General features: G+C 59.2%; 21 protein-coding genes and 1 riboswitch. Of the genes, 6 read left to right on the top strand and 15 right to left on the bottom strand.

What is annotated here, in order from left to right; translation table 11 throughout:
• Positions 1 to 189: 189 nt before the first annotated feature.
• The 4 genes from MTP42_RS12335 to rlmB form a co-directional block, all read right to left on the bottom strand.
• The gene (locus MTP42_RS12335; RefSeq protein ID WP_097773315.1) at positions 190 to 861 is read right to left on the bottom strand and encodes a sensor histidine kinase; all 672 of its coding nucleotides are present in this window, start codon (positions 859 to 861) and stop codon (positions 190 to 192) included.
• Positions 861 to 1,559 carry a LytR/AlgR family response regulator transcription factor gene (locus tag MTP42_RS12340; protein ID WP_249257450.1) on the bottom strand — a complete coding sequence of 233 codons (699 nt, stop codon included), beginning with the start codon at positions 1,557 to 1,559 and terminating at the stop codon, positions 861 to 863. The genes MTP42_RS12335 and MTP42_RS12340 overlap by 1 nt, the downstream gene beginning before the upstream one ends.
• Positions 1,560 to 1,688: 129 nt before the next feature.
• Positions 1,689 to 4,304: a cell envelope biogenesis protein OmpA gene (locus tag MTP42_RS12345; protein ID WP_249257451.1), complete on the bottom strand. Its 2,616-nt coding sequence runs from the start codon at positions 4,302 to 4,304 to the stop codon at positions 1,689 to 1,691.
• A gap of 45 nt (positions 4,305 to 4,349) precedes the next feature.
• Entirely contained in the window at positions 4,350 to 5,153 is an 804-nt protein-coding gene (gene rlmB, locus MTP42_RS12350; RefSeq protein ID WP_005935208.1) for a 23S rRNA (guanosine(2251)-2'-O)-methyltransferase RlmB, read from the bottom strand.
• A 565-nt stretch (positions 5,154 to 5,718) separates the two neighbouring features.
• Here rlmB and fba point away from each other — a divergent pair.
• Complete coding sequence (gene fba / locus MTP42_RS12355; RefSeq protein WP_097771599.1) at positions 5,719 to 6,582, top strand: class II fructose-1,6-bisphosphate aldolase; 864 nt, start codon at positions 5,719 to 5,721, stop codon at positions 6,580 to 6,582.
• Between the two features lie 154 nt (positions 6,583 to 6,736).
• On the opposite strand, the gene MTP42_RS12360 is transcribed toward fba, so the two are convergent.
• From MTP42_RS12360 to MTP42_RS12370, 3 genes are all read right to left on the bottom strand, one after another.
• Positions 6,737 to 8,008 carry a bifunctional folylpolyglutamate synthase/dihydrofolate synthase gene (locus MTP42_RS12360; protein WP_249257452.1) on the bottom strand — a complete coding sequence of 424 codons (1,272 nt, stop codon included), beginning with the start codon at positions 8,006 to 8,008 and terminating at the stop codon, positions 6,737 to 6,739.
• Complete coding sequence (locus tag MTP42_RS12365) at positions 8,005 to 8,514, bottom strand: folate family ECF transporter S component (RefSeq protein ID WP_005935200.1); 510 nt, start codon at positions 8,512 to 8,514, stop codon at positions 8,005 to 8,007. The genes MTP42_RS12360 and MTP42_RS12365 overlap by 4 nt, the downstream gene beginning before the upstream one ends.
• Positions 8,515 to 8,661: 147 nt before the next feature.
• Positions 8,662 to 8,758, bottom strand: a riboswitch (THF riboswitch).
• 169 nt (positions 8,759 to 8,927) lie between these two features.
• Complete coding sequence (locus tag MTP42_RS12370) at positions 8,928 to 10,475, bottom strand: alkaline phosphatase (RefSeq protein ID WP_249257453.1); 1,548 nt, start codon at positions 10,473 to 10,475, stop codon at positions 8,928 to 8,930.
• Between the two features lie 294 nt (positions 10,476 to 10,769).
• Between MTP42_RS12370 and MTP42_RS12375 the strand changes: the two genes are divergently transcribed.
• Positions 10,770 to 11,588, top strand: coding sequence for a PfkB family carbohydrate kinase (locus MTP42_RS12375; RefSeq protein WP_249257454.1), 819 nt, complete (start codon positions 10,770 to 10,772; stop codon positions 11,586 to 11,588).
• Positions 11,589 to 11,981: 393 nt separating this feature from the next.
• Here the strand turns inward: MTP42_RS12375 and MTP42_RS12380 are convergent, their stop codons facing one another.
• Genes MTP42_RS12380 through MTP42_RS12390 form a run of 3 tightly spaced genes read right to left on the bottom strand, consistent with a single transcriptional unit; the run spans position 11,982 to position 16,166 of the window.
• Positions 11,982 to 13,904, bottom strand: a complete 1,923-nt coding sequence (locus tag MTP42_RS12380) for an ABC transporter ATP-binding protein (protein ID WP_249257455.1) — start codon at positions 13,902 to 13,904, stop codon at positions 11,982 to 11,984.
• Positions 13,904 to 15,655 (bottom strand): ABC transporter ATP-binding protein, encoded by a 1,752-nt coding sequence (locus tag MTP42_RS12385; protein ID WP_249257456.1) that lies wholly within the window; start codon positions 15,653 to 15,655, stop codon positions 13,904 to 13,906. The genes MTP42_RS12380 and MTP42_RS12385 overlap by 1 nt, the downstream gene beginning before the upstream one ends.
• A 34-nt stretch (positions 15,656 to 15,689) precedes the next feature.
• Positions 15,690 to 16,166, bottom strand: a complete 477-nt coding sequence (locus MTP42_RS12390; protein WP_154276915.1) for a MarR family winged helix-turn-helix transcriptional regulator — start codon at positions 16,164 to 16,166, stop codon at positions 15,690 to 15,692.
• Between the two features lie 268 nt (positions 16,167 to 16,434).
• Between MTP42_RS12390 and MTP42_RS12395 the strand changes: the two genes are divergently transcribed.
• Positions 16,435 to 17,565, top strand: a complete 1,131-nt coding sequence (locus MTP42_RS12395) for an MFS transporter (protein ID WP_117505931.1) — start codon at positions 16,435 to 16,437, stop codon at positions 17,563 to 17,565.
• A gap of 70 nt (positions 17,566 to 17,635) precedes the next feature.
• On the opposite strand, the gene MTP42_RS12400 is transcribed toward MTP42_RS12395, so the two are convergent.
• Complete coding sequence (locus tag MTP42_RS12400) at positions 17,636 to 18,256, bottom strand: epoxyqueuosine reductase QueH (RefSeq protein WP_117477135.1); 621 nt, start codon at positions 18,254 to 18,256, stop codon at positions 17,636 to 17,638.
• Positions 18,257 to 18,378: 122 nt separating this feature from the next.
• Here MTP42_RS12400 and MTP42_RS12405 point away from each other — a divergent pair, with 122 nt between their 5' ends.
• The 3 genes from MTP42_RS12405 to MTP42_RS12415 all read left to right on the top strand — a co-directional run bounded on the left by MTP42_RS12405 (position 18,379) and on the right by MTP42_RS12415 (position 21,025).
• On the top strand, positions 18,379 to 18,582 hold the full coding sequence (locus MTP42_RS12405) for a DUF896 domain-containing protein (RefSeq protein ID WP_005935179.1): 204 nt from the start codon (positions 18,379 to 18,381) through the stop codon (positions 18,580 to 18,582).
• A gap of 205 nt (positions 18,583 to 18,787) precedes the next feature.
• Positions 18,788 to 20,083: an adenylosuccinate synthase gene (locus MTP42_RS12410; protein WP_097771587.1), complete on the top strand. Its 1,296-nt coding sequence runs from the start codon at positions 18,788 to 18,790 to the stop codon at positions 20,081 to 20,083.
• 42 nt (positions 20,084 to 20,125) lie between these two features.
• Positions 20,126 to 21,025, top strand: coding sequence for a DegV family protein (locus MTP42_RS12415; protein WP_097771586.1), 900 nt, complete (start codon positions 20,126 to 20,128; stop codon positions 21,023 to 21,025).
• Between the two features lie 175 nt (positions 21,026 to 21,200).
• Here MTP42_RS12415 and MTP42_RS12420 read toward each other — a convergent pair whose 3' ends face one another.
• The 4 genes from MTP42_RS12420 to MTP42_RS12435 form a co-directional block, all read right to left on the bottom strand.
• The gene (locus tag MTP42_RS12420; protein WP_005935173.1) at positions 21,201 to 21,788 is read right to left on the bottom strand and encodes a sortase; all 588 of its coding nucleotides are present in this window, start codon (positions 21,786 to 21,788) and stop codon (positions 21,201 to 21,203) included.
• Positions 21,781 to 22,560, bottom strand: coding sequence for a Spy0128 family protein (locus MTP42_RS12425; protein ID WP_154276913.1), 780 nt, complete (start codon positions 22,558 to 22,560; stop codon positions 21,781 to 21,783). Before MTP42_RS12425 ends, MTP42_RS12420 begins: the two co-directional genes overlap by 8 nt.
• A 13-nt stretch (positions 22,561 to 22,573) precedes the next feature.
• Entirely contained in the window at positions 22,574 to 23,353 is a 780-nt protein-coding gene (srtB, locus tag MTP42_RS12430; protein WP_097773301.1) for a class B sortase, read from the bottom strand.
• A gap of 312 nt (positions 23,354 to 23,665) precedes the next feature.
• On the bottom strand, positions 23,666 to 24,859 hold the full coding sequence (locus MTP42_RS12435) for a DUF7601 domain-containing protein (protein ID WP_249257457.1): 1,194 nt from the start codon (positions 24,857 to 24,859) through the stop codon (positions 23,666 to 23,668).
• Between the last annotated feature and the right edge of the window lie 61 nt (positions 24,860 to 24,920).

The following is a 24,920-nucleotide window of genomic DNA, read 5'->3' on the forward strand; positions in this document are numbered from 1 at the left end:
CAATGATCCTAACACAAAAAATCGCCCCCGACACATTCCGGGGACGAAACGCCTGATTTGGGGGATGAATTGCAGGAACCTCTCCGTCAATGCTTCGCATTGCCACCTCTCCTAGTAGGAGAGGCAAGCCAGTAGCAGCGTGAACTTGGCTCCCCAATCAGGGGAGCTGGCGCGGAGCGCCTGAGAGGTTTACACCTGTGGAATCAATATCTCCGTCGTGAATGCCCCATCCTCGCTGTTGCGGCTGAGGTAGCCATCCAGCTTTTCCACGATGGCATCAATGCGCACCAGCCCGAAGCCGTGGCCCTCGCCCTTGGTGGTGACAAAACGGCCCGCAAGCTTTTTCTGCTTTTTAGTTGCCGTGAAATTGGTGAAGGAGATATAGAGCTGTGTGCCCTTCATATCCATATATACCCGGATGAGCCGCTCCTCCTCGGGCAGCTCCGCACTGGCATCCATGGCGTTATCAAAAAGGTTGCCCAGGATGCAGCAGAGGTCAAGCTCACTCATTTTCAGTTTGACCGGGATATGGGCATCGATCTGCACCGGGATATTTCGGCTCTTGGCAAGGGAGATCTTGCTGTTGATGATGGCATCAGCCATGGCGTTGCCGGTTTTTACAGCCAGATCAACAGTGTTCAGGTCGGTATCCAATGCATCCAGGTAGGCTTTGATGCCGTCCAGATCCCCCTGTGCCGCCAGCACCTTCATGGTCTGGATGTGTCCCCGGTAATCGTGCCGCCATCCCCGCATCTGGCGGTACATGTTGTCCACCTCTTTGTAGTGGGTCTCGATGAGCTCCCGCTGGTAAGCGGCGATGCGTTTATCGAGGAGCTTTGAAAAGAATTTAAGTTTCATCATTAAGTCCTCTCAATGATTGCCCGGTTCAGGGGCTCATAGGCACCCCGGGGCAATGGGAGGGCGGTACCATCGGCCAGCACGACTTCCTTTTTGGTCACACGGCGGATCTGTTTCAGGTTCAAGATCATCCCCCGCCCCACCCGGAGGAAGCCTTCGTCCAGCTGGGCCTCGAACTCACCAAGCGTCCGCTTGACGGTGTAATCCTGCCTGGCATGAACCGTGACGTAATTCTGGTGCACGTCCAGATACCGCACCTCATACAGCGGCAGGCGCACCAGCTCGCCGGAAAGCTCCAGGTTCAGGCACCGGGCGTTGCAGCGGTGCTTTTCCCAGGCACGGTCGAGAACAGCAAAGAGCTTTTCGCGGCTGACCGGCTTCACCAGGTAGTGGAGGGCGGCCACGTCATAGCCCTCGGCAATGTAATCGGAGTAGCCGGTGATGAACACGATCTGCACGGCTTCATTCTCCTGCCGCACCGTTTTGGCCAGCGTCACACCGTCCGTGCCCGGCATTTCCACGTCCAGAAGTAATAGGTCAAAGCTTTTGTCCTCTGCGTAGCGAAAAAGAAAGGCATCCGCCGAGGCAAAGCGCTCACTCTCCACCTCAATGCCACGCTCTGCGGCCCACTGGTGCAGAATGCTCCCCACAAATTCAGCATCGGTCGTGCTGTCATCACAGATCGCGGCACGGTATGACATAGCGGGCTCCCCTCTCTTTCCGTAAACTCTGGGTAGAAGTATGACACACTTTGTCCGCAATTGCAACAAAAAGAAGCGGCTGACACGACAGCCGCTTCTTTTTGTACGATTTCATTTTATGAATTATTTTCAGTTGTGCTGTTTCAGGGCACAGACCGCAATGCTCAAAGCGCTCCATGCCGCCTGATACATCAGGACAGCGGCCACCGACAGGGTGCCGATGCTGCCCGCGTAGGTCAGCAGAACACCGATGACCACCGAGAACCAGACCGAGACCATCTGCACCGTGGTGGCGCTCGTCTCGGCGTTCTGGGCCTTTTCCGCCGCGCGCAGGCCGCCGATCAGGCTGGCAAAGCCCTTATCATGCAGCATACAGCAGCGAGCCGTCTCGTCCGGCTGGGCAGGGGTCAGCGCGCTGCACTGCTCCTGATCCAGCAGGGTGATCATTCCCTCGGGCAGATGGTAAGCCTCGGTGATGTGGCGGGCCGTCAGGCTGGGGTCTTCACAGGTGACCAGCAGGCGGATGTTCTCCCGCTGCAGCACCTCCAGACCGCGGGCGGCGTTGCGGCCGCCCACATAGTGGAGCACGAACATGGCGTGCAGACTGCCAGAAACAGCCAGATACAGGATCTGCAGCGCGCCGTTTTGGGAGTGCTCATCCTCGTACTCCTGCTCAGGCAGGGGCACCCCCTCCCGCTCCATGTACAGCCGGTTGCCGATGAGCACCCGGTTGTTATCGCACCAGGCGGCAAAGCCAAAGCCGTGGTGGACCTCCAGATCCTTCACAGGGTACAGGATCTCGGTGCGATCCTCGATGATCTGGCGGAACAGGCCCCGCAGGGTCTCACAGCTGTGGTTGAGGATGCTGGCCGCATAGAGGATGGCACGGTCGATGCGGCCGCCCTTGAAGATGCGGATATCCTCCAGATTCACGCTGTCGGCGGTAAAGAGCTCGTCGGCATCCACCTGCACGGTGTCCACACCGCCCAGCTCCTCAATGGCGGCCCAGCCGGGCACAACGGCACCGGCGGCGGCTGCGGTCTTTTGCAGGCGCAGAGAAGCGATGCCCGCAACCAGGGTGGAGGACAGCGGTGCACCCATGCAGAGCATGGAGGTCAGGGCTGCGGCCATGCCGTTGGGCCCGCCGCCAAACAGCAGGAACACCAGCCCGCTGAGCACAGCGGCACCCAGCAGGATCAGGGCTGTCTTGCGGGCGCGGCGCTCACTGGCGCGCTCCCCGAAGCTCTGCTCCACCAGCGCCTCGTCCCACTGGACAGGGCGGCTGAGCAGCACCCAGGGGTCTTTCTGATCCAGGCTCCGGGCCAGCACCCGGATCAGGTCCTTATCCCGGACGCGGAATGCGCCCTGCAGCCCTTCGGGGGATCGGGCGGCAAGGTCATAGCCGTTTCTGACGGCAGTCAGCAGGACACGGCTGCCCAACAGGGCCAGGAACAGGCCCAGTGCGGCCACGCCGGAAAGCAGCGTCCAGCTGGAGTTCTGATAGCTCTGGGCGTTGAGCAGGGCGACCGCAGCCTGCACCAGCGCACCGCAGGCGGCCAGCGCCGGCATGGTGTCTGCACTGGGACGGCCCTTGAGGCCCTGCAGACCATCCCGCAGGACAGGCCAGCCCACAGCCAGCGCACCGGCCAGAAAGAGCAGGTTGGCGGCATAGAACGCCGCCGGGGCGATCACGGGGTCAAGGGAGGCCACAGGGGCCAGCAGCCCCTCGGCAACAAGGCCAAAGTGGAGCAGCACCACGGCAAGGATGCCCTCCAGCACACACCGCAGCGTCAGCTCCGCGCCCATCCGGCGGAGCTTCTCTCCCACCTGCTCGGGCGTTTCCGGCTCGGCTTCCTCTTCAGGCTTCTCCGCAGCCTCCGGCGCGGCAGGGGCCGCTTCCTCAGCGGGCTGGGCCGGGGCCTCCTCTGCCGGGGCGGCAGGCCGGGCGGGTGCTTCGTCCTCTTCCAGCCCCATCAGCGGCAGGCTCATGCTGTCGTCCTTGCTGGGGGCCTCGGTGCGGGTAGGGGCCTGCGGCTCGTTCTCGTCCGCGCCCTTGCCAAAGAACTGGAACGCCTTTTCCGGTTCCGGCTCAACCTCTGGGGAGGCTTCCGGAGCAGACTTCGCCTGCTTTACCGATTGATCCTCGGCAAACACCATGGGGATGGCCGGGCCCTCAGGCGCTGCGGGAGCTTCCGGCTCCACGGCCAGCACCTCTTCGGGGGCATCCTGCACCTCCTCCACCGGGGCGGGCTTGGGGGTGCCATAGAGCATGGCCTTGAGTTCGGCCATCTCTGCATCCTCCTGCTGCTCCTGCGGGGTCAGGGGTTCCCGGCGGCGGGGCGGCTCCGGCTTTTTCTCGGGCTGGGGTGCGGGCCGGGGTTCCGGCTTCGGCGCTGCGGGGGCTTCCGGCGCGGTGGGCAGAGCCACAGGCTCTGCTTCCTCCAGCTCTCCGGGCTCCAATGCCAGCTCCAGGCCGGCCTCGGCTTCTTCCTCATGGCCCAGCACGATCTCACCCGTGGGCGGCAGCTCATTCTGCACGGCCGGGGCAGCGGCAGGCTCCTCTTTGTCCTTTTCGCGGTGAAAGAGCTTGCCCAGCAGGCTGCCGGTATTCTCCTTTTCCTCATCGCGGCGCTTCATCTCTTCGGGCACCTGTGCCACGCTGGTGCTGAAAAACGTGCGGAACTTCTCGTTCTGCGCATCGATTTCTTCCTGTGTCAGCTCTTTGCGCTTATCATCCTTTGGCATCCTAGTCCCTCCCTGTTCTGGTCACGGCGGTCTGGCCGCTGTTTCTTACTCTGCGGCGCGCTGGCTCTGGATCTCGTACAGGATGATGCCAGCCGCCACCGAAACATTGAAGCTGTCCACACCGGTACCCTGAGCGGCCATATCCAGCCGCACCACACCGTCACAGAGCTTTTTCACCAGCTGGGATACACCGCTGCCCTCGCTGCCCAGCACCAGTGCGATGGGGCCGGTCAGGTTGTTCTTGCGCAGGGGCACACCGTCCATATCGGCACAGTAGACGAACACCCCCTGATCCTTCAGGCGGCGGATGGTCTCGCCGATGTTGGCCACGCGGGCCACAGGCAGGCGCTCGGCCGCACCGGCGCTGGACTTGATAACGGTGGGGGTCACGGACGCGCCGCCCCGCTTGGGGATGACGATGCCGTGGGCTCCGCACAGCAGAGCAGAGCGCATCACCGCGCCCAGATTATGGGGGTCCTCGATGCCGTCACTCAGCACCAGGAAAGGGGGCTCCCCCTTCTCTCTGGCAACGTTCAGCAGGTCCTCCACGGTCACATATTCGATCTCGCTGGCAAAGGCGGCCACGCCCTGATGGCTCTCGGTGCCGGTCATCAGGCGCAGCTTGTTGGGATGCACCCGCTTGACCGTGGCCCCGGCCTCCTTGGCCATGGCGGTATAGTAAGCTGCCACGGCGGGGGCCATACCCTCCGCGATCAGCACGGTATCCACGCCGGAACCGCTCTTGAGCAGCTCGGTCACGGGGTTTTTGCCGTAGACCAGGCTCTCATTCTTGGGCTGCTCCTCCGTGCTGCTGCGGCGGGGGCGGCGCGGCATTTTCTGTTCGTCCATTGATGTGTTCTCCTTCCATTCTATGGCAAGGCGGGCCGTTTGAGCCGCGCCATGGTTTCGTTCTGTTTCAGTTTTACTATATTTTGACACTGATACATTCTAAAGTATAGCATACCCCGGCATTCTTCGCAATGTTTGCCGAAGGCAAAAGTTTTCCACATTCAGCAGGCTATACAATCGGTAATTCGGCTCCAATTTTTCCACATGTTGAAAACCCGGTGGAAAATGTTCAAAAATCAAGTTTGTACGCCCACTTTCCGGGTGGAATTCCACAGTTTCCACCGAGTTTTTAACCGTCCGGGTTCGACACGCAAACTTTTCGCCGTACTTTTTGTAAAATTCAAGTCGGAATTATGACAATTTTTTGAAGGGAGATCCAGTGGTTTTTGCCAGAATCTCCAACATCAAAATGCCCAATGTGAATTTGTGTTGAAAACGCCGCGGGAACCGCCTTGATTTTATCCTGTAATTGGGGTATACTACCCTTAGGTTCGTTAAAGGATGCGCAATCTTGTATCCAAAACGGCTTTTTCACCCCAAAATGATTTTGCGGAGGTAATGAATAATGTTGGTAAATGCAACCGAAATGCTGATCAAGGCACGCGATGGCCACTACGGTGTGCCTCAGTTCAACATCAACAATCTGGAGTGGACCAAGGCAGTCCTGACCGCCTGCGAGGAAATGAAGAGCCCCGTTATCCTGGGTGTCTCTGAGGGTGCAGGCAAATACATGACCGGCTTCAAGACCGTTGCCGCCATGGTCAGCTCCATGGTGGAGACCATGGGCATCACCGTTCCCGTTGCCCTGCACCTGGACCACGGCACCTACGAGGGCTGCAAGGCCTGCGTTGAGGCCGGCTTCTCCTCCATCATGTTCGACGGCAGCCACTACTCCATCGAGGAGAACGTGGAAAAGACCAAGGAGCTGGTCGCTCTGGCACACTCCAAGGGCCTGAGCATCGAGGCCGAGGTCGGCTCCATCGGCGGCGTTGAGGACGGCGTTGTGGGCGCTGGCGAGATCGCAGACCCCGCTGAGTGCGCAAAGATCACCGATCTGGGCATCGACTTCCTGGCTGCCGGCATCGGCAACATCCATGGCGTTTACCCCGCCAACTGGAAGGGCCTGGACTTTGAGGCTCTGGACCGCATCCACAAGGCTACCAACAACATTCCTCTGGTCCTGCACGGCGGCACCGGCATCCCCGACGAGATGATCCAGAAGGCCATCAGCCTGGGCGTTTCCAAGATCAACATCAACACCGAGTGCCAGCTGGTCTTTGCTGAGGCCACCCGCAAGTACATCGAGGCTGGCAAGGATCAGCAGGGCAAGGGCTTCGACCCCCGCAAGCTGCTGGCTCCCGGCGCTCAGGCCATCGTTGACAAGTGCAAGGAGAAGATCGAGCTGTTCGGCTGCGCAGGCAAGGCCTGAGCCGAAGCGCATCTCCTGAGCACATTCCCGCCCCATAAATGATACTGCCCCGCTGTTCTGTGCATCACAAAACAGCGGGGCATTTTTTTGTAAGCCAGTCCGCAAAAAGGGGGCTGCTGCACCGGTTTTTCCCGTGTGCCGCAGCCCCTCTTCTTTACTGGTTCAATTTTGCAAACGCTTCCCGCACATCGCCGGAGAAGTAGAGCGTGCCCAGCGCGCACACGGGGCCGGTGCCCCCAAGGGCGACCGCCCGGGCCACACCGGCTTCAATGGTGGGAGCAGGCTCGGCCCTGCCGCCCCGGGCGCGGATCTGTTCGGCCAGCGTCTCGGCGGACATGGCGCGGGGGGTATGGGCCGCTACGGTGACGAACTGCCCGGCCAGCGGCAGGAGCAGTGTCAGCATCTCGTCCACATCCTTATCCGCCATGATGCTGAGCAGGAACACGAACTTCTGCCCCGGAAAGCGGTCCCGCAGGCTCTGCACGGTGGCCCGCATTCCGTGGGCGTTGTGGCTGCCATCCAGCAAAAAGACGGGCGAATGCCGCAGCAGCTCGAACCGGCCCGGCCAGCGCACCTGTTCCAGACCGGCACGGATGGCGCTGTCCGGGATGTTCCAGCCCCGGCTGCGCAGCACCCGCAGGGCCGTAATGGCCGTGGCGGCGTTCCGGGGCTGATAGCTGCCGATCAGGGGCAGGCGGATGCCGTTCAGGCCGTCAAAATCAAAGGTGACAGCATCCAGATCCCCGTCCTCGATGGTCAGCCTGCTGAGATCCACGACAGTCAGCGGCGCGTGCCGCTCTGCCGCCGTACGGGCGATGACGGCATCGGCCTCGGGCACACCGCCATAGCTCACCACCGGACTGCCCGGCTTGATGATGCCCGCCTTGGCCGATGCGATATCGGCCAGGGTGGGGCCCAGCTCCTTTACATGATCCATGCCCAGCGCCGTGATGACCGCGCACTCCGGCGGGTCGATGACGTTGGTGGAATCCAGCGTGCCGCCCAGGCCCACCTCCAGCACCACGATGTCGCATTTCGTCTCAGCGAACCAGAGCATCCCCAATGCCGTGATGATCTCGAACTCGGTGGGGATATCGGTCATGGCATCGGCAGCGGGCTTCACACGCTCCACCAGCCGCACCAGCGCCTCGTCCGGGATCTGTTGGCCGTTTACCTGAATGCGCTCGTTGAACCGGTTGATAAAAGGCGAGGTATACAGGCCCACCCGGTAACCCGCCGCCTGCAGGCAGGAGGCCAGCATGGCCGCCGTGCTGCCCTTGCCGTTGGTGCCCGCCACATGGATGAATTTCAGCTGCTCGTGCGGGTTCCCCAGTGCGGCCAGCAGGGTCCGGGTGCGGGTCAGGCCCGGCTTGTGCCCCGCCCACTGGACGGCATGGATATAATTCAGCGCTTCTTCATAGTTCATTGTGCAATGCCTCGGATCGTTTTGTTTTCCAGCAGCAGGCGCACCAGCACGGTGTTCACCGCCGCCAGGACCAGCGCGTTGGGAATGCGGGTCACCAGCACGCTCCACGGATAGTTATAGAAGAGGTGGAGTGCCAGCGAGTTGATGACAATGGAGCCCACCGCATGGCCGGCAAACACGCTGATCTGGGTGCGCAGGCCCAGCCGCAGGTTGGGCAGGGCGCGCCAGAGAAGGCCCGCCGTCAGGCCGATGGAGCCTGCCCCCAGCGTGATCAGCGGATTGATGGCGTAGCCGGAAAGGGTGCCGCCGATCATATCGGCCACCGCACCCACGGCAAAGCCCTCCACCGGCCCGAACAGCACAGCGGCCAGCAGGGTGGGCAGGCTGCCCAGGTTGAACCGGACAAAGCCGGTGGAAATGCTCAGCACCCGGGCAAACACGATGCTCATGGCAGTGAGCAGGGCCAGCATGGTGAGCTTGCGGACGGAATTTCTGGAATGGTTCATATCAATTGTCCTCCCCTGTTTCGGGAACCGCGGGGCGGGCAATGCAAAACGCCCTCCCCTGTGACAAACCGCACAAAGGAGGGCGTGATTCAACGGTTCACATCCAGACGGGGCCGCAGACGGCCCCATCTGCACCCAAGTCCATGCAGCAGCGGGATGCAGGCCATGCACCGCGGGTCTTACCTTCGTCCGCAGCACAACTCCCCGTTGATGCGGCACTTAACGCGCATGGCCTTACTCTGTTGATGGTCTTATTATATGCCTTTTTCCGGCCCATTGCAACCACAACTCCCATCATCTTTCCCAATTCGCGGGGCAGATTTTTGGCGGGGGTGCACAATTCCGGGCCTATACAAAAAGCCCTCCGGTGCGTCTCGTCCCGGAGGGCTTTGGGGTACAAAAGCTCTGGTCAATTACTGCACATCGGTCAGCTCAGCCAGCTTGTGGAAGATCTCGGTGTTGTCATACACGCCGCGGAACTTGTCTGCACCCTGACCACGGGCGTAGAGGTTCACCATGGCACCGGTGTGGGCGTAGGTGGTGTGGTCCACACCAGACTTGTGGTTGATGGTGTGGCAGATGGCCATGCTGAAGGGGATGTAGGTGCCGTACAGCTCGTAATCCTGCTGGCTCATCTTGCTCTGGCTGGAAGAACCAACCTTGAGGGTGCGCTCGTAAGCGGTGCGCAGGTTCTCCACCTCGTAGTCGGTCAGCAGCAGCTTGCCTGCGTTGGCGGCGTCGGGGTCGGTGGGCAGGGTCAGGCCGAAGTTTGCCTTCACGTCCTGCATAGCGGTCTCAAAGGGAGTCTGATTCTTCACGTAGTTGTTCACATAGGTAGAATCGAACTTTGCGTAGGACATCTTCTGGTGGGCCAGATTGGTCAGGAAGGTATCGTAGTTGGTGGTCTTGTAGCCAATGCCCAGACCACCGGTCTCGTGGTCAGCGGTCACCAGGATCAGGGTATCATCGGGATGCTGGGCGTAGAACTCCACAGCGGCCTGCACCGCGTTGTGCATCTCGATCACATCATGGATGGAGGCAGCGGCATCGTTGGCGTGGCAGGCCCAGTCGATCTTGCCGGACTCCACCATCATAAAGAAGCCGTTGCTGTTGTCCAGCAGCTCAATGCCCTTGCGGACATAGTCGGTCAGCTGCCACTCTCTCGGAGCGGCATCCATGGCGTAGTTCATGGACTTGCCGTCGGCCAGGTTCTCGGCAATGATCAGGGTCTTGCCTGCCCCGGCCTTCAGGGCAGCAGCACCGGCCTGGGTGGTGACAACATTGTAACCGGCCTGTGCAGCCACCTCGTGGTTGTTGGGGCCGGTGCCATCGCCGTTCACCTTCTGGAACTCGCCGCCTGCGAAATACTCAAAGCCAGAGTTTGCCAGCTCCACGCCGATCTGATAGTAGTTCTTGCGGGTCTTCTGGTGTGCATAGAAGGCAGCAGGGGTGGCGTGGTCAATGTTCACCGTGGAAACGATGCCAACCTTGTAGCCCTTCTGCTTGTGGAGCTTCTCTGCAATGGTCTCATAGGGCACATCACGGGTCCAGGGGCACATATTGATGACACCGCTCTCGGTCTTTTTGCCGGAAGCGATGGAGGTGGCAGTGGAAGCGGAGTCCGGGCAGAAGGAGGTGCTGTCGTAGGTGGTCACGCTGCCCACCTCCGGGAACTGGGTAAAGCTCAGCTCTGCCTCGGTGATGGCACCGTTGTTGGTGACAGTGCCCTGATAGAACCGGGCAGACTGGATCTGGGCAGTGCCCATGCCATCGCCGATGAACAGGAAGATGTATTTGGGCTTCTTCTGGAACAGGCCAAAGCAGTTCTCCTCGTCAGCTGCGGTGGAAGCAGCCGGAGCGGCAGCGTTTGCAGCCACGGGGGCAGCAGTCATCAGACCGGCGGCAGATGCCACAGCACCCACTTTCAGGAAGTTGCGGCGGGACATTTTATGTTCTTTCATACGATAATTCCTCTCTTATCCTGAGCCCTCCCGGGCCCTGTTGCAATGTATCTTGGGAACGGTTCTATTGTACCCGTTCGGAGAAAGAGGGGAAACCATGGTAAAGCAAATCTTAGGTAAACCTTGGGCAATGAAAAACAGGCATTGGTAAAAAACAGGTGGTCTTTGTAAAATCGAGCCTTTCCTGCTCGCGGGCTCTTCCACTCCGTCAGGATTCGCCCCGGATCGGTTGCATCCGGTGGGCAAATCGTGTATACTGTAACCCGATTTTTATTTGCGGAGGGAGGGGTGCACATGTCCGTTTTATGTCTGGGCGAAGTCTGGCTGGAGCTGAACGCCGCCACGGCTCCGGAGCTGACGGAGATATTCCGGGCGCAGACCGGCGGCTGGGGCGCAGACTTCTGCCGCCAGTACGCCGCATTGGGCGGGCAGGCGGCTCTGCTGGCCCAGCTGGGAGCCGACCCCTTTGGCCGTAAGCTGGCGGCCCGGCTTGCCGGGGATGGTGTTGATTGCTCCCTGCTCTGCTTCACGGATGCCTTCCCCACACCGGTGGTGTTCACCGGAGCAGACACCGCTCTGCCCTACCGTGCCCACACCGCCGGGCTGGCCCTTGGGCCAGAACAGCTGGAGGCCGCCCCGTTCCGGGGCTCCTCTGCCTTCTGCTTTTCCTCCGCCGGGCTGGTGGACAGCCCCCTGCGGCTGGCCCACCTCGAGGCCCTTGCCGCCGCCCGGGATGCCGGGGCGCTCTGCTGCTATCTTCCCCGGCTGGCGCAGGCCGCGCCCTACTGGCCGCAACGGGAGGCCCTGTGCCAGACCGCCCTGCAGTTTCTTGACCGGGCAGACGTTCTCTTTTTAAAGGAGAGCGACCTGCTCCTCCTTTTCGGCTCCCGGGAGCTGCGCACAGCCCTGTTTGCCCTGTTCATCGGCCATGTGCAGCTGATCTTTTTCTACAAAAAGGACAGGATTCATGCCTTTACACGCAGTGTTATGGCTTCTGCCGCAAAAAAAGACCAGAGCCCCGCTCTGGTCTTGTATCGGATGGAGAAAATGATGCTCCCTGTCTCCGCTCTGCCCAGATTAAAGGAATCTGAGCTGAACGCGCTGATCGGATAATCCCCTGCCGCTGAGATGGCGGCGAGAACCAAACAAAAACAGCCAGCGCCGTGGAAAGGAGGAGAAAGCGGCGCTGGCTGTGTATGAGAACTCCCAAACATTTGCGGCTGTCAGGAGATGGTTGGTAGTCTGTCCGCTGCCTTGGCTATTGCCTCGCATCAGCAGGGGACAGTATTTTTTAAAGGGACCGCGCCGCCCGGTTTCTGCCGGAGATGCGCGGTTTTCATTGCCTGCATGGCATCTTGGGAGGATGTTTTTCTGTTCCTCCCTGACTGCACCCTTATTGTACAGGATAAAAATGGAGTTTCTTTGTGAGGAATTTGAACAAATTGAAAATAAACGGAGCCGCTGCACATCATTTTGTACAGCGGCTCCGTTTTTTACGATTTTTCTTTAATTTTCGGCCAGATTACCGGTGTAGAGCTGGTAATACTTGCCCTTCTTGGCGATCAGCTCGTCGTGGCTGCCGCGCTCGATGATGCGGCCCTGCTCCAGAACCACGATGCAGTCTGCATTGCGGACGGTAGACAGGCGGTGGGCAATGACAAAGCTGGTGCGGCCATACATCAGGCCGTCCATGCCCCGCTGGACCAGCGCCTCGGTTCGGGTATCAATGGAGGAGGTCGCCTCGTCCAGGATCAGCACCGGGGGATCGGCAACCGCGGCGCGGGCAATGGCCAGCAGCTGGCGCTGCCCCTGCGACAGGTTTGCGCCGTCGTTGGTCAGCATGGTGTTGTAGCCATCGGGCAGACGCTTGACAAAGCCATCGGCATTGGCCAGCTTTGCGGCGGCAATGCACTCCTCATCGGTGGCATCCAGGCGGCCATAGCGGATGTTCTCCATGACCGTGCCGGTGAACAGATGGGTATCCTGCAGAACGATGCCCAGAGAGCGGCGCAGGTCGTCCTTTTTGATCTTGCGGATGTTGATGCCATCATACCGGATCTTGCCGTCTGCGATATCGTAGAAGCGGTTGATCAGGTTGGTGATGGTCGTTTTGCCGGCACCGGTGGAGCCGACAAAGGCGATCTTCTGGCCCGGGCGGCCATAGAGATTGATCCCGTGCAGAACGGTCTTTTCCGGCACATAGCCAAAATCGACATCGGTAAAGGTGATGTCACCCGCCAGCTTGTGGTAGGTGGTGGTGCCGTCGTGGTGGGGATGCTTCCAGGCCCAGATGCCGGTGCGCTCGGTGGTCTCCACCAGCTCGTCATCCTTGCCATACTTGACGTTGACCAGGGTGACATAACCCTCGTCGGTCTCGCTGGTCTCGTCCATCATCTTGAAGATACGCTCCGCACCGGCCAGTGCCATGATCACGCTGTTGGCCTGCATGGACACCTGGCTGATGGGCATATTGAAGCCCTTGTTCAGGCTCAGGAAGGCCATCACGGTACCCAGGGTCATGCCGCCGACATTGCCAACAGCCATGGCCGCGCCCGCCAGAGCACAGACTGCATAGCTGGTATTGCCCAGCTGTGCGGTAACGGGCATGATGATGTTTGCGTAGCTGTTGGCCTGCTTGGCGCTTTCCTTCAGCTTATCGTTCAGCTGGCGGAAGCCATCCAGAGCCTTCTGCTCGTGGGTGAACACCTTAACGACCTTCTGGCCCTCCATCATCTCTTCGATGTAGCCGTTCACCTTACCCAGATCCTTCTGCTGGGCCACAAAGTACTTGCCGCTCATGGAAGTGATCTTCTTGGAGCAGAACAGCATCAGGGTCACCATCAGCATGGTGACAACGGTGAGCTGCCAGCTCATCAGGCACATGCTGGTGAACACGGACACGATGGTGATGGCGCTGGACACCAGCTGGGGGATGCTCTGGCTGATCATCTGGCGCAGGGTGTCCACATCGTTGGTGTACACCGACATGATGTCGCCGTGGGGATGGGAGTCAAAATACCGGATGGGCAGGCTTTCCATGTGGGTGAAAAGCTGGACGCGCAGGTTGCGCAGGGTACCCTGGGTCACGTTGACCATGATACGGGCGTTGAGCCATGCGGCCAGCACGCCGATGGCGTAGATGCAGCCGATGCGCACCAGTGCGCCTGCCAGCGGGCCGAAGTCCGGCGTGGCCTGCTTGGTCATGGGGACGATGTAATCATCGATCAGGGTCTTGAGGAAAAGGCTTGCCTGCACATTTGCCAGCGCGCTGACGATGATGCAGACCAGCACAAGGATGCAGTGGGGCAGATAGTGCTTGAACACCTCATCCATGATCCGCTTGAGCAGCTTGCCCGGGTTCTCGACCTTCGGCTTGGGGCCGCCCATCCCACGGGGGCCGGGGCCCTTTACTTCTTTCACCTGTGCCATTACTGCTCACCTCCCTGCTTGTCGAAATCGCCGCCGCCCTGGGTCTGGCTGTTGTAAACTTCCTGATAGATCTTGTTTGTCTTGAGCAGCTCCTCGTGGGTGCCCAGGCCGTTGATCTGGCCGTTGTCCAGCACCAGGATGCGGTCTGCATCCTGCACGGAGGAGATGCGCTGTGCAATGATGATCTTGGTGGTGCCGGGGATCTCCTCCCGGAAGGCCTTGCGGATCTTGGCATCGGTGGCGGTATCCACGGCGCTGGTGCTGTCGTCCAGGATCAGCACCTTGGGCTTGCGCAGCAGCGCGCGGGCAATGGTCAGGCGCTGCTTCTGGCCGCCGGACACGTTGGAGCCGCCCTGCTCGATCCAGGTATTGTACTTGTCGGGGAAGCGCTCGATGAACTCATCGGCGCAGGCCAGCCTGGCCACCCGGATGCATTCTTCCTCGCTGGCGTTCTCATCGCCCCAGCGCAGATTGTCGAGGATGGTGCCGCTGAACAGAACGTTCTTCTGCAGCACCATGGAGACCTCCCGGCGGAGGACATCCAGGCTGTAATCCTTAACGTCCACGCCGCCCACCTTGACAGAGCCGGTCTCGGCATCATACAGGCGGGGGATCAGCTGCACCAGGCTGGATTTTGCACTGCCGGTGCCGCCGATGATGCCCAGCGTCTCGCCCGGCCGGATGCTGAAGGTGACATCGTTCAGGACAGGCTGGCCGGAGCCGTGCTTATACTTAAAGGTAACGTGCTCGAACTCGATGCCGCCATCCCTGACCTGCTGCACCGGTGCCTTGGGGGCGGGCAGGTCGGTGGTCTCGTCCAGCACTTCCACGATACGGCGGGCAGAAGCGGCGGACATGGCGATCATCACAAAGGCCATGCTCAGCATCATCAGGGCCATCAGGATGTTCATAATGTAACCGAACAGGGCGTTCAGCTGGCCGGTGGTGATCGCACCGTTCAGGACGTAATGTGCGCCGAACCAGCTCAGGGCGATGTTGCAGCCATACACAGAGACCAGCATGGCAGGATTGTTGAAGCTCAGGCGGCTCTCGGCGTGGACGAACTGCTTGTACAGGCTCTCGCAGGCCTTGGTGTACTTCTCGTTCTCAAAGTGCTCCCGGACAAAGCTCTTGACCACGCGGATGGCCGAGACATTCTCCTGCACGGAGGCGTTCAGGTTATCGTAGTTCTTGAACACCTTATCAAAGATGCCGAAGGTGGGAACCATAATACCTGCCAGCACTGCCACCAGGAACACGATCGCCACCAGGAACACCATGGTCAGCGAGCGGCTGATCATGGAGGCCATGATGAGCGCGAAAACCAGATGGACGGGGGCACGCACGCACATGCGCTCGATCATCTGGAACGCGTTCTGCAGGTTGGTCACGTCGGTGGTCATACGGGTGACCAGACCGGCCGTGGAATACTTGTCGATGTTGGAGAACGAGAAATGCTGGATGTTCTCATACATCGCATCGCGCAGGTTGCCTGCAAAGCCGGTGGATGCCGTGGCGGCAAACCTACCGGCCAGCACGCCCAGCAGCAGGGCAATGGCCGCCACCAGGAAAGTAAGCAGGCCGTACTTGACAACGGCGTTCATATCGCCCTTTTCAATGCCCTGGTCAATGATAAAGGCCATGATGGTGGGCAGCATCACATCCATGATGGCTTCCAGAGCAGAGAAGATCGGTGTCAGGATCGCGGCGCGCTTATACTCGCCCAGATGTGACACAAGTTTTTTGATCATCTGTTGTAATCCTCCTGAAGTTTATTTGCAGGGGTCATTCCAGCCCCTTGCGCAGCTTGTTCAATAACCGCAGAAGCTCTGCGTTTTCCTCTTCCGTCAGCAATCCGGCCACAAACTCATCGGTCTGGTGCAGGGAGAGCATCGTCTTTTCGTGGACGCGGCCTCCCTCTTCCGTCAGGATCAGCCGCTTGAGTCGGGCATCCTGCGGCACGCTCTGGCGCTCGATGTAGCCCTTGCGCTCCATCAGCTGCAGGATGTTCGTCACAGTCGAGCGTGTGATGGAGAACTCCCGCTCGATATCGCGCTGGTACACGGGGTCGTTCTTGTGCCAGTAGAGGTAGCTCATGATCCAGTCGTGCATGGGGGTCACGTTGTCCACATTGTTCTCCCGATGGAACTGGTTGATCTTGCGGAAGATCAGGTTGTTCACCCGGCGCACCTGTGCCGGGATGACCTGCGGCGGCTCCCATGGGGGGTTGCAGCAGGGTTGCTTGGTGCTTTCATCGTGCATAATTGTTTCCCTTTTGAATTGTTTGTGACAGGATTGTTTTCTTTAGAACTGTTTGATGCCGTACAATATCATAACGCACGATTCGATCATTGTCAATAGGAGACGCAAAATAAAATCCAGAAGCGCCCCACCGAACGAACGGCAGGGCGCTTCCACTGGGCGCTGATTTTGCTTCTGCTGGCTCAACAGCCCTTGCTTTCTGACCAGAATATGCTTTAATAAAAGCAACTACGGGCGCTGCGCCCCCGAATACTGCAAGGAGAACCCTATGGAACAACGGAACACCCGCCTGCGGAACGCGGGCTTCGTCACCTTCTTTTTCAGCGGCATCTGCACCATTTCCAGTGGTGTGGTGGTCAGCCTGCTGCAGGAGGAATACGGCTTTGCCTACGGCATGACCGGCACCCTGCTCAGCCTGCTGAGCATCGGCAACCTGCTGGCGGGCCTGCTGGCCGGTGCGCTGGTGGGAAAAATGGGCATGAAGCCAAGCGTCCTGCTGCTGACCATCGGCTATGCGGTGGGCTACGGCCTGATGGGCCTGACCGGCCTGCCCATTCTGCTGGCGCTGGCCTTCTTCATTGTAGGCATTGCCAAGGGCAGTGTCCTGAACACCTGCACCATCCTTGTCAGCGGCAACTCTGCAGACCGCACCCGGGGCATGAACACCATGCACGCCTGCTACGCCTGCGGTGCCCTGCTCTGCCCCTTTCTGATCTCTGCCGCTGCCAGGGTCAGCACCACGCTGGCCGTGCTGGCACTGGCAGCGCTGGGTCTGGTGCTCTGGCTGGTATACCTGTTCACCCCCATGGCAGGCCGTGCCAAGGCCAAAGAGGCTGTCACCGATTGGAGCTTTTTGCGCTCCTCCCGCTTCTGGCTGCTCACCGGCCTGCTGTTCTGCCAGAACGCCGCCGAGCAGAGCGTTGTGGGCTGGATGGTCACCTACTTCAAGGACAGCGGCATCATTGCAGGCACGCTGGCGGCCTATACCGTCACCGTGATGTGGGGTGCCACCCTGATCGGCCGCCTGCTCATCGCCTTTGTGTTCCCACTCAAACAGCCCCGCAAGGCCATGGTGTTTATGGCGGTTTTCTGCACTGCCTTCTACTTTGCCATGATGCAGACCCACAGCCAGCTGCCTGCCATCCTGCTGCTGTTCGCCTTCGCCTTCTCCATGGCCGGTATGAACCCCACCGCCGTGGCCAGCGCCGGTAAAATGACCACCGTGACCAGCATGGGCATCATGCTGCCGGTGGCATCCAGCGGCGCGATTCTGATGCCCTGGGTCATCGGCAAGGTGGCCGAAAGCGCCGGTCTTGCTGTTGGTATGGCAACCAACATCGTGCCCTGTGTAGGGCTGATCGTCTTTGCGATTCTGGTGTCCAGAATGCGGGAGGAGTAACCCTCTCCGTCATTGCTTCGCAATGCCACCTCTCCTGGCAGGAGAGGCAAGCAGCAGGCGACTGAGAGGTTCATCCCCTCGCCTTTGCGCTGAACTCACACCCACAGTAATCCTGACGGTAAAGCCCGTACTCCTCCGAAAGCTGGAGGGAGCGCAGGTAGCCGTTCTGCTTTTTGAAATCCGAGGGCAGGTGCCTGATGCCGAATTCGGCTTCAAGCTCCTGCCCGATTTGATTGATGCGGGCAGCATCCTTGTGGGGGCTGATGGAGAGCGTGGTGGTGAACCAATCAAAGCCGTGCTCCTTTGCGTACTGTGCCGCCCGGCGCATCCGCAAACGGTAGCAGACGGTGCACCGCCCGCCCCGCTCCGGCTCGTTTTCCAGCCCCTGCACAGCCGTGTAGAACTCCTGCGGGTCGTAGCGGTCCTCGATGACCGTGACCCCCAGCGGGTGCGCCTGCGCCACGAACTTTTTCAGCTCCTCGCCCCGGCGGTAGTATTCTTCTGCAGGCCAGGTGTTGGGGTTATAGTAAAGCACCGTGATCTCAAAATACCGGCACAGCTTTTCCAGCACGGCGCTGGAACAGGGCCCGCAACAGGCATGGAGCAGCAGCTTTGGCCGCTGCGGCCCCAGCGTTTTCAACACTTCGTCCATCTGCTGTGCAAAATTCAACTGTTTTGACATCGGTTTCATCCTTTGTTATACTTGCTTTGATTCAAATAGCTCCCTCCTGCCGCCTCGCCAAAAGAGCCGCAGCTGCCGGAAGGGGCATCCCGGTCATATTATATCACATTTTATCTAATAGGAGAACTGCGATGACAAACGAGAAGATCGCCCGTATCAACGAGCTGGCAAAAAAGAGCAAGACCACCGGCCTGACCGATGCCGAAAAGGCAGAGCAGCAGGCCCTGCGGCAGGAGTATGTTGCGGACGTAAAGGCCAGCCTGCGCGCCCAGCTGAACAACACCTCGATCAAAGAGCCGGATGGCACTGTGCACAAGCTGGGGAAAAAGAACTAAAGCAGCATCACGAAGAGGAGCGCCTGGCGGATAATTGAGAGAAAAGTGTTTCTTCCCTCTTTCTTTGTTCCGCGTTTCGTGCTATACTATAATTGTATTGTTGCGGACATTTCCGCGGGCGGTACAGATTCCCAAGGTGGCGTATCCCGGGCAAGGTGCACGGAAAAGGCTGTCTTTTGAAAAAATGATAAAGAGGTCATTTATTATGCTTACTGCAATTACGGGTATCAACTGGGGCGATGAGGGCAAGGGCCGCATGGTCGATCTGATCAGCCAGGAGTATGACATCGTTGCACGGTATCAGGGCGGCAACAACGCAGGCCACACCGTGAAGAACGAGCGCGGCAAGTTCGTGCTGAACCTGCTGCCCTCCGGCATCCTGCGCCCCAACGTTGTCTGCGTGATGGGCAATGGTATGGTCATCGACCCGCACCATCTGGACGGCGAGATCAACAAGCTGCGGGAGCAGGGCATTTCCATCACCCCCGATAACCTGAAGATCTCCGACCGTGCCACCATCACCATGCCCTACCATGTCGATCAGGACGGCCTGGAAGAGGCCCGCCTGGCCAAGACCGGCGCACAGTTCGGCTCCACCAAGCGCGGCATCGCCTACACTTACGGTGACAAGTACATGAAGAAGACCCTGCGCATGGGCGACCTGCTCCACCTGGACGACAGCGTGAAGAAGCGCCTGGTGACCATGGTGGATTCCAAGAACCTGGTGATGGAGGGCAGCTACCACTCCGCTCCCATCAGCGTGGACGAGATGTGGGCATGGCTGGAGAAGTATGCCGCCATCTTCAAGGATTACATCTGCGACGTGGGCCAGTATCTGGCCGACGCTGATGCCGCCGGCAAGAAGGTGCTGTTCGAGGCCCAGCTGGGCGCTCTGCGCGACATCGACTTCGGCATCTACCCCTACACCACCTCCTCCAACGTCATCGGCGCTTACGCACCCATCGGCGCAGGCATCCCGGGCCATAAGCTGACCAACAGCATCGGCGTGATGAAGGCTTACTCCTCCTGCGTGGGCGACGGCCCCTTTGTCACTGAGCTGGCCATGACCGAGGAAGAGAAGCACGCCCTGCGTGAGGCTGGCCACGAGTACGGTGCAGCCACCGGCCGTCCCCGCCGCGTTGGCCCCATCGACCTGGTGGCAAGCCACTACGGCGTGTTCTGCCAGGGCTGCGATGAGGTTGCTCTGACCCTGCTGGACGTGCTGGACTACATGGAGAAGATCCCCATGGTCACCGGCTACAAGCTGACCGACGGCACCATCACCAAGCGCTTCCCCATGGGCATGGCTCTGGACACCGCACAGCCCGTGGTGGAGTATCTGCCCGGCTGGCACTGCGATATCACTGCCGCCCGCAAGTGGGAGGATCTGCCCCAGGAAGCCCGCGATTACGTTGAGTATCTGGAAAAGGCTATTGGCTGCAAGATCACCTACATCTCCGTGGGTGCCGAGCGTGAGGCCTACATCCACCACAACGTCTGATCCGCGCCACAGAACCCGCCGCATTGAAAAGGAAGCGTGACTATGTTTGATATCATCACGGACAGCGCCTGCGACCTGACCCCTGAGACAGCCGCAACACTGAATATTGAGATCATCCCCTTCTATGTCTCGCTGGACGGTGAGCACTACCGCAAGGAGGGCAAGGAGATCGCCGTGCGCGATTTCTACCAGTTCATGGTAGATAACCCCGCGGCCTACCCCAAGACCAGCCTGCCTTCGCTGGAGGATTTTGAGACCGCCTTCCGGGCCCATGCCGAGGCAGGCCGCCCGGTGCTCTGCATCTGCTTTACCAGCAAGATGAGCGGCTGCGTGGGCAGTGCCCGCAACGCCCGGGAGCTGGTGCTGGAGGATTTCCCCGATGCTAAGATCGAGGTCATTGACAGCACCGCCGCCACCGTGACCGAATCCATCGTGGTGGAAAACGCGGTGGCCATGCGGGATGCAGGCTGTACGCTGGACGAAGCCGTGACCTGGCTGGAAGCGGAAAAGATCACCAACCAGATCTTCTTCACGGTGGGTAATCTGGACTATCTCATCAAGGGCGGGCGCATCGGCAAAGTCACGGGCCGTGCCGCCAACATTCTGGGCATCAAACCCATGATCCTGTTCAAGGAGGGCGAGATCTTCTCCGCTGGTGTGGCCCGTGGCCGCCAGAAGAGCTTTGAGAAGGCCCTCGACCTGCTGATGACCTATCTGGCCGAACACAACGGCACACCTGATGACTACTGCATCACGGTGGGCTACGGCTACGATGCCGACGAGGGCAAGCGGCTCTGGATGCAGACCCGCGCCGCCCTGCGCGCCAAGTACCCCACCTGCGAGTGCAATGTGGTCCTGCTGCAGATCGGCTGCACCATTGCCGTGCACACCGGCCCCTATGCGTTGGGCATGGGCGTGATGCGGCGGTGGAAAAAACAGTAACTCCCTCAGTCGCCTCCGGCGACAGCTCCCTCTAGGAGGGAGCCTTACGGCAGCGAAAAGCCTCCCTCTGAGAGGGAGGTGGCATTGCGTCAGCAATGACGGAGGGAGTTCCCACATAGTAAAAAAGAAGCCCCGACGAATGTCGGGGCTTCTTTTTGTTTTTCAGCCTTGATTTTTACGATGCACGATCACAGAAGACGGTGACACGGGTCTTGCCGCCGTAGGTGCAGGTGTACAGCACCAGGGCGTAGCCGCTGTGTTCCACTTCCTCCACGCTGTGGGGGTCAAGCACTTCGACCTTGTTCACGACGTACTCATTCACGATGCCGTCCATATCGGTGAAGGTGACGCTGTCCCCCGCTGTGAGGGAAGTCAGCTTGCCGAAATGGCTCTCGTAGTTGTGCGCCGCAATGACCAGATCATCGGTGCGGGAAGAGCCGAACTGGCGGCAGGGGGCGATCTTCAGGCGGGGGTAGCTCCACTCGCTCATCACCGGCAGGTCAATGCCGATGGCGGGAATGGAGATCTCACCCACATATTCGTTGCCGTCGATCTCCACCACCGGGAGCTCGGGGTCCAGGGGGCCGCTCTCTGCTTCCGGTTCCGGGGTCTCCACCTTCTGCTGAAGGTCGGCCACCACGGTCTGAGCCTCGGCACCGGCGTGGGCATCCTCGCAGCGGTTGTAGGCGTACAGGCCGCCAGCCGCCAGCAGGAGCACCACACCCAGCACGATGCAGACAAGCCCGGGGGATACTTTACGCATTCTTTTCACGTTTCTTGCTGCGCTCCATCAGGTAGGCACCCACGGCCACCAGCACCAGACCGCTTGCCGTCAGAACAGGGATGGGCCAGTTCAGCTGACCGGTCTGGATCAGTTTGGGGCCTTCGGCCGGGCGGGCATCCGCCACCACGCTGGCCGGGGCGGTTGGCTCCGGTGCACTAGGGGTGGTGGTTTCAGTCACGGTCGGGCGGGCATCTGCCGGGGCCGGGTTCTCCGGCGTGGAAGGGGTGGGCGGGGTGACGGGATCAGGGTCATACGGGTCCGGGTAGTACGGGGTCTCGATGGCCTTGTAGCTGTTGTTGAAGGTGATGCTGCTCACCTTTTCGTCCATCAGGTCGGCCTGTGTGTGCACGGCCATCCGGGCCACCAGCTTGTCGTTGTCCCACACCACGGAAACGCGCAGATAGTACACGGTTTCATCGTAGGTGCCGCGGGTGTTGACACCGGCGCGCTGGCGCACGGTGTAAACGTAATAGCCGGGCTTGGTGTAACTGATGGGGCCAAAGCTGCCGGTCTCGCCGTCGGTGATCTCCAGAGTGGTCACCTGGGGCAGGGGCGCATTGTCCACAGCCTCAAGTTCCACAGTCAGTGTTTCCTTTGGGAGAGGTGTTTCCCCCGTGGACTGAATGGAAACCGGAAGCTCCTGCAGCTGTGTATGCTGGTCAGCCGCGGTGGCCGCAAATGCCGCCGGCTGACACAGGCAGAACCCCAACGCAAGCGTCAGGAGTGCTGCCGCGATTTTACGGAACCTCATTTCATCCTCTCCTTTATGAATCCGACGCGGACGGGATCATCCACGCCAGAAGAATGGTGCGTGCATCGGTAAACTCCGTTGAACAGGTGGACAGCGCCAGCACCTGAGCGTCATCGCCCGCCGCTTTCATGGCGGCCAGCGTTTCGGTGTTCAGGTTCAGGGCGTTCTCCTGCGCAAAGGTGTACAACCCCTGCAGGTCGCTGTCCCAGCGCTGGGGCTGGAAGATCGCGCTCTCAGACGAAGGGACCAGCAGACATGCAAAGGTTTTAAGATCATAGGTGCGGTCGGGCAGGATCAGCTCACCGGTGGTGTTCTCTGCAAAGAATTCTGCGTCCTTGTAGAGATCCAGATCACCGAACATCTTGCTCTCTTCCATGTGGTGACCATACAGCAGAGAGTAGGGGTCGGTGAAGTTCTTGTCGCAGTTCACATCCAGAAAGATGCTGCCTGCCAGCGAGAAATCACCGTAGACATCGGTGTTCACATAGGTAAAGTTGTCCTCGCCCTGTACCACAGGGTAGTCGATGGCGGTGTTGTCCAGTGTGACCCACGCGCAGACATCCGGGTTGATGCCCAGCAGCTCCTCAAAGCTTGCGCCGTTATCCGCGCCCGCTTTGGGCTTGAACTGCAAAAGCTCTGCCTGAACATTGTCTGCGGCGGCGTACACCTGCGAGTTGTCCCACAGGGCATAGGCTGAATATGCCCCGGCGACCACCAGGAACAGCACGACCACCGTGCTCACCAGAAAGTCGGCTGCCCTCAACGCTTTTCTCTGCCAGTTGATACAGCCCACCTCCGGTTAAGCAAATTCAAATAAGTGGTTATTCGTTAGGTTTGTGCTGAGATAACCCTCCAGTCACGCTTCGCGTGCCAGCCCCCGCTAATAGGGGGGCCCTTGGCATGGCGCAAAGCTTCACGGTTTTGCCAAGGCCGCCCCTAGTAGGCAACAACGACGACCGCCGCCAGTGGCGGAAACAGGGAGGAGTTGTTGGGGCAGCGGCCAGCAGGACACGAGTGCTTTGCACGATGTGGACGCTGGGTGCCGCAACCCGGACAGGTGGCATCCCGCAAGGGATGACGGTGGGGTTTAATCTACCGCGAGCAATTACTCCTCGTCGCGGCGGCGCTTGTTCAGCATCAGGGCCACACCACCAATGGCAACAATGGCCAGCATTGCAATGTAAGGTGCATTGTCCAGCACAACGCCCATGTCGGGGGAATCAGGATTGGTGTTCTGGAAGGCTGCAGTCACGTCAGTATTATTAACAGTACCCTTGATCTTAGTAGTCTCAGTGGTATCAAATGCAGTATCAGTAACAGTAACAGTGTACTTCACATTGTCAACAGTAACAACAACAGCACCAGCTTCTACCTGAGAACCATCCTCGTAAATTTCATACTTAATACCAGCAGGCAGGTTGGAAAGTTTCAGAGAATCATTGTGACGCAGAGTAACAGTATATTCCTTATCCAGTTCCAGATATGCATTCTGAGAGATTGCAGTAGTGCCATCCTTAAGGGTTGCAGTGTTGCTCAATTCTGCAACCTGAGGTCCCTTATACAGACCAGTATCAGTATTATTCTGCAGGGCATCTGCCTTAGTGAACTTAATCTTAAAGGTAAAGTCCTTGCTCAAGTTGCCAAGTGCACCATGGACAGTCTTGCTCAACTTCAAATTCTGAATGTTGCCATCACCATACTTATTCTTAAAAGCATCGGTGGCCAGAATCTTATTCCCCTCGCTATCATACAGAGCAACAAAATAACCAAAATCAGCAGTAGCAGTAGAATCAACTTCCTTTGCATTGACCTTGCTGATGACCATCTTCACGGTACCACGCTCAGCAGTCACAGACTGGTATGCCTTGTCCATGCTCTCAACGATGGTAAAAGTATACTTACCAACAGACTTGCCTTCAGTCAGCTTCGCAACATCCAGCTTAAAGGTGCCAGTATAGACACCATTATTTTTTTCGCTACCCTTAGAAGTATAATTACCTGCGTTAAATTCCACCGATTTAGTATCCAGTGCTGTACCGGTAGTTTCCGTACCCTCATAAACATTAAAGTTAAACTTCATGCTATCGGGTGCAGTACCACTAACAACCGTCAGAACCTTGGTCAGGTCAATTTCAGCCTTACCATCAACCGGCACAAACATCTTCGCATTGTATTCGCCAGCTGTGCCCTCATAGCTAGCATCAACTTTATTGCCTTCCGTCGCAAACGCTGCGGTTGCGCCGACGGTGAGCATCATGGCGGCAGCCAGAACGCCCGCGAAGAATTTCTTCAGTTTCATTGTTATTCCTCCCTAGTAAGAAATAGTTCGTACTCCTGTGCCGCGGCCCAAACTCCGCGGT

This window comes from Faecalibacterium sp. I2-3-92 (genome assembly GCF_023347315.1).
In the GTDB taxonomy this organism is placed as follows: Bacteria; Bacillota; Clostridia; order Oscillospirales; family Ruminococcaceae; genus Faecalibacterium; species Faecalibacterium duncaniae.